8 protein-coding genes are annotated in these 8,578 nt (G+C 68.2%); 3 read left to right on the top strand and 5 right to left on the bottom strand.

The window, feature by feature from the left end:
* The 3 genes from NU688_RS13760 to NU688_RS13750 all read left to right on the top strand — a co-directional run.
* A partial coding sequence (locus NU688_RS13760; protein WP_257861190.1) for an alanine racemase occupies positions 1-1,082 on the top strand: 1,082 nt, incomplete at its 5' end.
* Positions 1,083-1,102: 20 nt separating this feature from the next.
* Positions 1,103-2,590, top strand: coding sequence for an amidohydrolase family protein (locus NU688_RS13755; protein ID WP_257861189.1), 1,488 nt, complete (start codon positions 1,103-1,105; stop codon positions 2,588-2,590).
* A gap of 39 nt (positions 2,591-2,629) precedes the next feature.
* Positions 2,630-3,562 carry a LysR family transcriptional regulator gene (locus NU688_RS13750; protein WP_257861188.1) on the top strand — a complete coding sequence of 311 codons (933 nt, stop codon included), beginning with the start codon at positions 2,630-2,632 and terminating at the stop codon, positions 3,560-3,562.
* A 30-nt stretch (positions 3,563-3,592) separates the two neighbouring features.
* Here the strand turns inward: NU688_RS13750 and NU688_RS13745 are convergent, their stop codons facing one another.
* From NU688_RS13745 to NU688_RS13725, 5 genes are all read right to left on the bottom strand, one after another.
* On the bottom strand, positions 3,593-4,534 hold the full coding sequence (locus tag NU688_RS13745) for a tripartite tricarboxylate transporter substrate-binding protein (RefSeq protein ID WP_374684650.1): 942 nt from the start codon (positions 4,532-4,534) through the stop codon (positions 3,593-3,595).
* A gap of 114 nt (positions 4,535-4,648) precedes the next feature.
* Complete coding sequence (locus NU688_RS13740) at positions 4,649-5,506, bottom strand: CoA ester lyase (RefSeq protein ID WP_257861186.1); 858 nt, start codon at positions 5,504-5,506, stop codon at positions 4,649-4,651.
* Positions 5,503-6,684: a CaiB/BaiF CoA-transferase family protein gene (locus tag NU688_RS13735; RefSeq protein WP_257861185.1), complete on the bottom strand. Its 1,182-nt coding sequence runs from the start codon at positions 6,682-6,684 to the stop codon at positions 5,503-5,505. Before NU688_RS13735 ends, NU688_RS13740 begins: the two co-directional genes overlap by 4 nt.
* 14 nt (positions 6,685-6,698) lie before the next feature.
* The gene (locus NU688_RS13730) at positions 6,699-7,589 is read right to left on the bottom strand and encodes a MaoC family dehydratase N-terminal domain-containing protein (protein ID WP_257861184.1); all 891 of its coding nucleotides are present in this window, start codon (positions 7,587-7,589) and stop codon (positions 6,699-6,701) included.
* 6 nt (positions 7,590-7,595) lie between these two features.
* Positions 7,596-8,576: a tripartite tricarboxylate transporter substrate binding protein gene (locus tag NU688_RS13725; RefSeq protein ID WP_257861183.1), complete on the bottom strand. Its 981-nt coding sequence runs from the start codon at positions 8,574-8,576 to the stop codon at positions 7,596-7,598.
* Positions 8,577-8,578: the final 2 nt, after the last annotated feature.

The following is an 8,578-nucleotide window of genomic DNA, read 5'->3' as shown; positions in this document are numbered from 1 at the left end:
ACCTTGCGCCGCACGGCAAGACCACGATGTCGCCGCAGCTCTTCCAGAGGCAATTGGATGCGGGCGCCTGGGGCCTGACCTTCGCGACTGTCACGCAGCTGGCCGTGGGCGTGGCGGCCGGGGCGCGGCGCACGCTCATTGCCAACCAGGTGGTGAGCGATGAAGACCTGGCGGGCATCCAGATGCTGTTGAGTGCGAATGCAGGTCTGCGCATCGTGTTCCTCGTTGATTCGCTGGCGCAGCTCGGCCTCATCGAAGACTGGGCCAAGCGCCACCCGGCGAGCGTACCGTTCGAAGTGATGCTCGAGATCGGTATCGACGGAGGACGCACCGGTTGCCGCACGCACGAAGAAGCGATTGCCGTTGCCAGCGCACTGCGTTCCAGCAACGCCGCGAAGCTGGTGGGCATCGAGAGCTACGAAGGCTTGAATGCCACCGGGTCCACCGAGGTGGACACAGCCTTCGCCAAGGCCCTGATGGACCGGATCGAAGCCATCGCACGCCACTGCGATACGCAGAAGCTCTTCGAGACCGACGAGGTGCTGGTCTCGGCCGGCGGCTCGGCCATCTTCGATCTCGTGGCCGGGCGCCTGAAGCCTGTGCTGGGTTCGCCCGTGCGGGGCCTGCTGCGCTCGGGCTGCTACGTCACGCACGACCACGGCTTCTACAAGCGCCTGGTCAACGCAGTGGACGAGCGCATGGGCTGCGGGTGCGGAGAAGGCCTGACGCCGGCGATGGAGGTCTGGGCCAACGTGCAGTCGCGGCCCGAGCCGGGCCTGGCGATTCTCTCGGTCGGCAAGCGCGACATTTCTTTCGACATGTCGATGCCCGTTCCCATCGCGCGCGCGGCACGCGGCGCCTTGCAGCCGCAAGCCGTGCCTGCGAGCTGGAGAGTCACCGCGCTCAACGACCAGCACGCCTATCTGCGCTGGGACGTGGCCGACGAAGCGCTGGCGCCCGTGGTCGGCGAACGTGTAGGCCTTGGCATCTCGCATCCCTGCACCACCTTCGACAAGTGGCACTGGATGCCCGTCGTCGAGAACGACTACCGCGTGAGCGATGCCGTGGTCATCCATTTCTGAGCAAGACAGCGAACCCCGCCATGAACACACAGAAGAACGGCGCCACATTGCTCGAAGGCGGCCTGGTCGTCGACGGCTCCGGCGGTCCCTCGTGGCCCGGTGACGTGCTGCTGCAAGGCGACCGCATCCTCGCGCTCGGCGAAGGCCTGCGCGGGCGGCTGCCCGAGGGCCTGGTGCTGGCCGACCTCGACATCGTCGATTGCCGCGCGAAGGTCATCGCGCCCGGCTTCATCGACGCGCACACGCACGACGATGCGATCGTGCTGCGCGACCCGCTGTGCCTGCCGAAGGTGTCGCAGGGCATCACCACGGTCGTTACCGGCAACTGCGGCATCTCGCTCGCGCCGTACCGCACGCCGCAGTCGAAGCCGCCGCTCACGCTGCTGGGCGCCGATTCGTTCCAGCACGCGACGATGGCCGAGTACCGCGCCGCGGTCGATGCAACGCAGCCTGCGCTCAACGTGGCGGCGCTCGTCGGCCACACCACGCTGCGCTTCGCGACGATGCAGGCGCTCGACCGGCCCGCTAGCGCGGACGAGCTTGCGCGCATGGAAGCGCTGCTCGACAGTTGCATGGCCGATGGCGCGCATGGCCTGTCGTCCGGTCTGTTCTACGAAGAGGCCTTCGCCGCACCCGCAGAGGAAGTGACCGCCCTCGCCCGCGTCGTGGCGCGCCATGGCGGCGTGTATGCCACGCACCTGCGCAGCGAGATGCAGCAGATCATCGAAGCGCTGCACGAGGCCGGCGACTCGGCCTTCAACGCGGGCGTGCCGCTGGTCATCTCGCATCACAAATGCGCAAGCCCCGCCAACTGGGGTCGCACCAAGGAGACGCTGCCGCTCATCGAATCCCTGGCAAAGCGCCAACAGATCGCCATGGACGTGTACCCCTATGTGGCCGGCTCCACCGTGCTGCGCGAAGACATGGTCGACGGCGTGATCGACGTGCTGCTGACCTGGTCCGAACCGTACCCCGAGATGACCGGCCGCTTGATCTCCGACATCGCACGCGAATGGGAAGTGACGCAGCAGGAAGCCGCTGTTCGGCTGAAGCCCGGCGGCGCCTGCTATTTCCTGATGCAGGAGGAAGACGTGGAGCGCGTCATCGCACACCCGCTCACGATGATCGGCAGCGACGGTCTGCCGCATGACAAGCATCCGCATCCACGCCTGTGGGGTGCGTTCCCGCGCGTGTTCGCGCGCTACTGGCGCCAGCGCCGCCTCTTCACGCTGGAGCAGGCCGTGCACAAGATGACCGGCATGACCGCGCGCAACCTGCGCATCGCCGATCGCGGCCTGCTGCGCGTCGGCACGATGGCCGACGTGGTGGTGTTCGACCCGGAGACCATCGCCGACACCGCGACCTACGACAAGCCGCACGGCGTGAGCGAAGGTGTGGAGCGCGTGTTCGTGAATGGCGTGCTGGCCTATCGCGGCGGCCAGGGCGAAGCGAAGGTGCTCGCGCGCGCCGGGCGGATGCTGACACGGCCCGCGCGGGCCGCGATCTGAGCGTCGAGCCCAGGCCCAGCCTTCCCGTAGAGTCCGCCCATGATCGAATCCACAACCCTCCGGTACTTTCACGAAGTCGCGGCCTTCGGCTCGGTGCGCGTCGCGGCGGAAAAGCTCTTCGTGGCCCAGAGCGCCGTGAGCCGGCAGATCGCGTTGCTGGAAGATGAACTGGGCGTGCCCGTCTTCGAACGCCATGCACGGGGCATGACCCTGACCGCGGCCGGCGAGCTTCTGCTTCGCTATGCACAGGACAACAAGACACAACTGGCCGACCTGAAGGGCCAGATTCACGAGTACGAGACGCTGGCCAAGGGCCATGTACGGGTCGGCTGCGTCGAAGGCATCCTGCATGGCTTGCTCTCCAACTTCATGCCGAGCTTCATCGCCACGCATCCGGGCATCACGTTCTCGCTCGACCTCATGGGGTCGCATGCGGTGGGAGAGTCCGTGGCGGAGCACAAGTACGACCTGGGCATCCTGTTCGGTGCCTCGCCGCGCCCCGACCTCATCGAGCTTCAAAAGATCGACCAGCCCCTGTGCGTGATCGCTTCGCCCGAGCATCGCGTCGCCCAACATCGCAGTTGCACGCTCGCGCAAGTGGCCGACATTCCCCTCGCACTGCCCGATCGGTCATTCGGCCTGCGCCAGCTGGTCGACCGCGTCAGCTCCAAGGGCAGGTTCAAGCTGAACATCGCCATCGAGACGAATTCGCTGTCCTTTGCGAGCCGGCTGGTGGCGGAGTCCGAGCTAATCACCTTCCAGCCCAGCGACGTCGTCGCTCCGCTGATCGAGGCCGGCAAGGTGGTGGCGATTCCACTCACGGATGCATCGCTGCGATCGGCGCGCGCGACGCTGGTCGCGAGCTACTCCCGGCGGCTGTCCCTGGCCGCCAATCACTTCTCGCAATCGCTGATCGCCTACATGCGGGGATGGCAGCGACCGCTGAAACCGGAGAGGAGCCGGAAGAAGTAGGCCCGCCTTTTCGATCGGCGAGGCGAGGCTTCAGTCCGCCTGCACGCCCGCAGCGCGGATCACCTTGCCCCACTTCTCCACCTCCGCCGCGAGGTGCGTGCGCAGGCTCTCGGGGGTCTGCTTGTCCAGCGGCACGATCTCCGAGCTGAGTTCCGCCAGGCGGTGCTTGACCATGTCGTCCTGCAGCGCAGCGCGCAAGGCCACGTTCAGCTTCTCGACCACGGCCGGCGGCGTGCCCTTGGGCGCGTACACGCCGTGCCATACCCGCACGTCGAAGCCCTTCAAGCCCTGCTCGTCGAGCGTCGGGATGTTGGGCATGCTCGACAGCCGCTTGGGCGTGGTCACGCCGAACACCTTCACGCGGTTGCCGTCCTTGATGACCGGCGCGGTCTGCGTGGTCTGGTCGCACAAGAGGTCGACCTGCCCGCCCATCAGGTCGTTGAGCGCCGGGCCCGCGCCCTTGTACGGAACCGTGGTCAGCTGCACGCCGATCTGGTTCATGAAAAGCAGCCCGCACAGTTGCGACACCGCGCCCACGCCCGCATTCGCCAGCGTGACCTTGTCCTTGTTGGCCTTCACGTAGGCCAGCAGCTCGGGGTAGGTGCTGGCGGGAAAGTCCTTGCGCGAGAGCAGCGTCATCGGCACATCGAGCACCTGGCCGATGTACTCGAAGTCCTTCAGCGGGTCGTAGTTGAGCTTCTTGTAGAGCGCGGGCGCGGTAGCCATGCCCATGTGGTGGATGAGGATGGTGTAGCCATTGGGCGCCGCCTTGGCCACGCGCGTCGGCGCGATGGTGCCGCCCGCGCCCACGGTGTTCTCGACGATCACCGTCTGTCCCAGCGACTTGCCCATGGGAATGGCCAGCATGCGCGCCACCACGTCGGTGGGGCCGCCGGCCGAGTACGGCACGACCATGGTGATGGGCTTGTCGGGCCAGTGCGCCTGCGCGGTCGCGGGCGATTGCGCGGCCATGAGGCATGCGCCCAGCGATGCGGCCAGCAGGGTTCGTGTTTTCCAGTTCTTCTTCAGGTTCACTTTTTGTCTCCTAGGTTGTTGGATCTGTCTTCTTCGTTCGTTCAGCGTCGTTCAGGGCGGCGGCTGCGCATCGAGCGCGAGCAGGCGTTCGGCGAGGCGCACCACCGGCGCATCGACCATGCGGCCGTCGAGGCTGACCACGCCGCCGCCCACGGACCGGATCGCGTCGATCACGCGGCGCGCCCATGCGAGTTCATCGGCGCTCGGGCCGAGTGCGGCATGCACCGAGGCGACTTGGTCGGGATGGATGCAGAGCTTGGCGCCAAAGCCGCCGCGGCGCGCGCGCGCCGTGTCGGCGGCGAGGCGTTGCGTGTCGCGCCAGTCGGCGGTCACGCCATCGATGGGTGCGGGCAGGCCGGCGCGGCGCGTGGCCAGCAGCAATGCGAGGCGCACCGGCACCAGTTCGGCTTCGTCGGCATCGCAGGCCAGGCCGATGTCGGCCTGGAAATCGAGATTGCCGAACGCGAGCCGGAGCACCTGCGGCGCTGCGGCGAGTTCATCGACCGCTGCGAGGCCCGTCGCCGATTCGATCAGGGGTACGAGCAGGCCTTTCGGGCCGATGGCTTCGGCCAGCCGCCGCAGATCGTCGGCATGCTCGGCCTTGGGCAGCACCACGCCTGCGATCAGGCCTTGCGCAACCAGCGCGGCCACTGCCGTGCGGTCGTCGTCGTGCCATGGCGTGCCGCTCGCATTGATGCGCACCAGCAAGCGTTGGCGGCCAGCTTCAGGCAACGCGGCGAACGAGGCCGCGAGGCCTCCGCGCGCCGACACCTTGCGCTCGGGCGCCACCGCGTCCTCCAGATCGACGATCACGCCGCCCGTGCCGGTGGCCAGCGCCCGCGCATGACGCTCGGGCCGGTCGGCGGGCACGAACAGAAAGGTGCGCGCCAGCGCGAGCGTCGAGTTCAAACCGCCCTCGCCTCGCGCAACGCCGCGATCTCCGCCTCGCCGCGGCCCAGGCTGCGCAGGATCGCCTCGGTGTGTTCCCCGACCGCCGGGATCGCATCCATGCGGTAGTCGAACGCACTCTGCCGCCCTGCCGGCAGCAGCGCCGGAATGTCGCCGGCGGGCGAACCCACCTGCCGCCAGCGGTCGCGCGCCTGCAGTTGCGGATGCGCCCAGAGCCCCGCCATGTCGTTCATGCGCGCATTGGCGATCTGCGCCGCGTCGAGCCGCTCGAGCACCTGCGCCGTGCTCAGTGCGCCGAAGGTCTCCACGATGATCGCGCGCAGCGCTTCGCGGTGTTCGTTGCGCCGTGCGTTGCTGTCGAAGCGCGCATCGCTCGCGAGTCCCGCCTGCAGCAGCACCTTCTCGCAGAAGGTGCGCCACTCGCGCTCGTTCTGCAGGCCCAGCATCACCGTGCCGCCGTCGCCCGCGGGAAACGGGCCATAGGGATAGATGGTCGCGTGCGAGGCGGCGCTGCGCGGCGGCGGCGGCGCGCCTTCGTAGGCGTAGTACATCGGGTAGCCCATCCACTCGGCGAGCGATTCGAGCATCGACACGTCGATGTGCGAGCCCTTGCCGGTCTTGCCGCGCTGGAGCAGCGCCGCGAGGATGCCGGTGTAGGCATACATGCCGGCCGCGATGTCGGCGATGGAGTTACCCGACTTGCATGGATCGTCCGGCGTGCCGGTGACCGACAGGAAACCCGCCTCGCTCTGGATCAGCAGGTCGTAGGCCTTCTTGTCGCGGTATGGGCCGTCTTCGCCATAGCCCGAGATGTCGCAGACGATCAGACGCGGATGCTTCGCCTGCAGCACGTCGGCGCCGAGCCCCATGCGTGCGGCCGCGCCGGGCGCAAGGTTCTGCACCAGCACATCGGCATCGGCGACCAGCTCCTGCAGCACCGCGAGCGCGGCGGGTTGCTTCAGATCGAGCGTGAGGCTTTCCTTCGAGCGGTTCACCCAGACGAAGTGCGAGGCCTCGCCGCCCACGCGTCCGTCGTAGGCGCGCGCGAAGTCGCCCACCTCGGGGCGCTCCACCTTGATGACGCGGGCGCCGAGATCGGCCAACTGCCGGGTGCAGAACGGCGCGGCGATCGCGTGTTCGAGCGAGATGACGGTGACGCCGTCCAGAGGTCTTGTCATGTATGTGTCTTTCCTCAAGCCAGCACGGCCGTGGCCTGCATCGTGAGCCAGCCGTCGGCGTCTTCGCCCCAGAGGCTGAAGGTCTTGTTGTCCGCAGCCGGCTTGCCATGGACGCGGAACGGCGCGATGTCGAAGGTCGGCCGCACGGCGCGGAACTCGAAGCGCGCGAGCTGCGCCCCCGGCACGTTGCGGCGCAGCAGGTCGACCAGCAGCGTCGCGATCAGCGGGCCGTGCACGATCAGGCCCGGATAGCCCTCGACCTCGGTCACATAGCGCCGGTCGTAGTGGATGCGGTGGCCGTTGAAGGTGAGCGCCGAGTAGCGGAACAGCAGCACGTCGTCAGGAACGATCTCGCGGCTAAAGGCGGCGTCCTTCGGGGCGGGCGTGGGCGGTGGCGCCTTCTCGCCGGGTGCGGCGGCGGCGCGGTAGACGATGTCGTGCTCCTCGGTCAGCGCAAGGCCGCGTTCGTTGCGCACCTCGTGGCGCACGAGCACGAACACCAGCTCGCCGCTGCGGCCGGCCTTGTGGGTGACCGAGGCGATGGTCGAGGTGCGCTCGATCCTGTCGCCGACCTGCAGCGGGTTGCCCGCTTCCCAATTCAATCGTCCACCCGCCCACATGCGGCGCGGCAGCGGCACGGGCGGCAGGAACCCGCCGCGCCTGGCATGGCCGTCCTCGCCGATCTCCGATTGGCGGTGATGCGGCAGGAAGTAGAGCCAGTGCCAGAGCGCGGGCAGGTGCGTGCCGGCTGCCGACGGCGCATCGTCGCGGTCGAGCGTGGCGGAGAGTGCGCGCACGGGCGCGGCCGTGATGTCGTCGGCCAGCGTCTCGCTGCGGCCTTGCCAGGCCTGGAGCTTCGCGAGCGCGTCGGCGTCGATCGATGGGATGAGGTTTACAGAGTTCATGCTTCTTCAATCGACCGCAGCGCCTGAGGCCTTGACGATCCGCGCCCACTTGGCGAGGTCGTCCTGCAGCAGTTTCGAAAATTGCTCGGGCGTGGTGGGCGCCGCGATCTCGACGCCCTGCTGGTCGAGCTTGTCGCGCAGGTCCTTGGCGGCCAGCGCCTTGCGCGTCGCGTCCTGCAGCGTGGCCAGCACGTCGGCCGGCACGCCCGCGGGCGCGAAGAGGCCGATCCACAGCGTGCCGTTGTAGCCCGGCACCGCCTCGGCGATGGTGGGCACGTCGGGCAGCACCGACGAGCGCCTGTCGCCACTCACGGCCAATGCGCGCAGCTTGCCGGCCTTGATGTGCGAGAGCGCCGAAGGCAGGCTCGCGAACACGATGGGCAACTGCCCGCCCAGCACGTCGTTGAGCGCCGGCGCCACGCCCTTGTAGGGCACGTGCTGCATCGAGATGCCCGCCATGCTGTTGAGCATTTCGCCCAGCAGGTGGTTGAGCGTGCCGTTGCCGGCCGAGGCGTATTGGTAGTTCGCGCCCTTCTCCCGCGCGAGCTTCAGGAACTCGGCGAAGTTCTTCGCTGGGAACGTGGGGTTCACGAGCAGCACGTTGGGCACCGCGCCGATCAGGCCGACGGGCTTGAAGTCCTTCACCGGATCGAAGCCCGGGTTCTTGTAGAGCGCCGGGTTGATGGCCTGGCTGCTGCTGATGGTCATGAGCAGCGTGTAGCCGTCCTTCGGGCCCTTGGCGACCAGCTGCGTGCCGATGTTGCCGCCCGCGCCGGGCCGGTTGTCGACGACCACGCTGGCGTTGTTCATCACCTCGCCGAGCTTCTGGCCGACGAGGCGGCCGACGATGTCGTTGGTGCCGCCCGCGGCCTGCGGCACGACGAGCGTGATGGGGCGCGAGGGATACGGCTGTGCGGTGGCGGGGCTCGCGGCAATCAGCGTGGCTGCGGCGGCGAGCGAAAGAAGCGCGAGGGCGCGGAATGTCATTG

Origin of the sequence: Variovorax sp. ZS18.2.2, from assembly GCF_024701975.1 — a bacterium.
Lineage (GTDB): Bacteria > Pseudomonadota > Gammaproteobacteria > Burkholderiales > Burkholderiaceae_C > Variovorax.
Note: the sequence above shows the minus strand (reverse complement) of the source record. Positions and strands in the feature narration are given on the sequence as shown.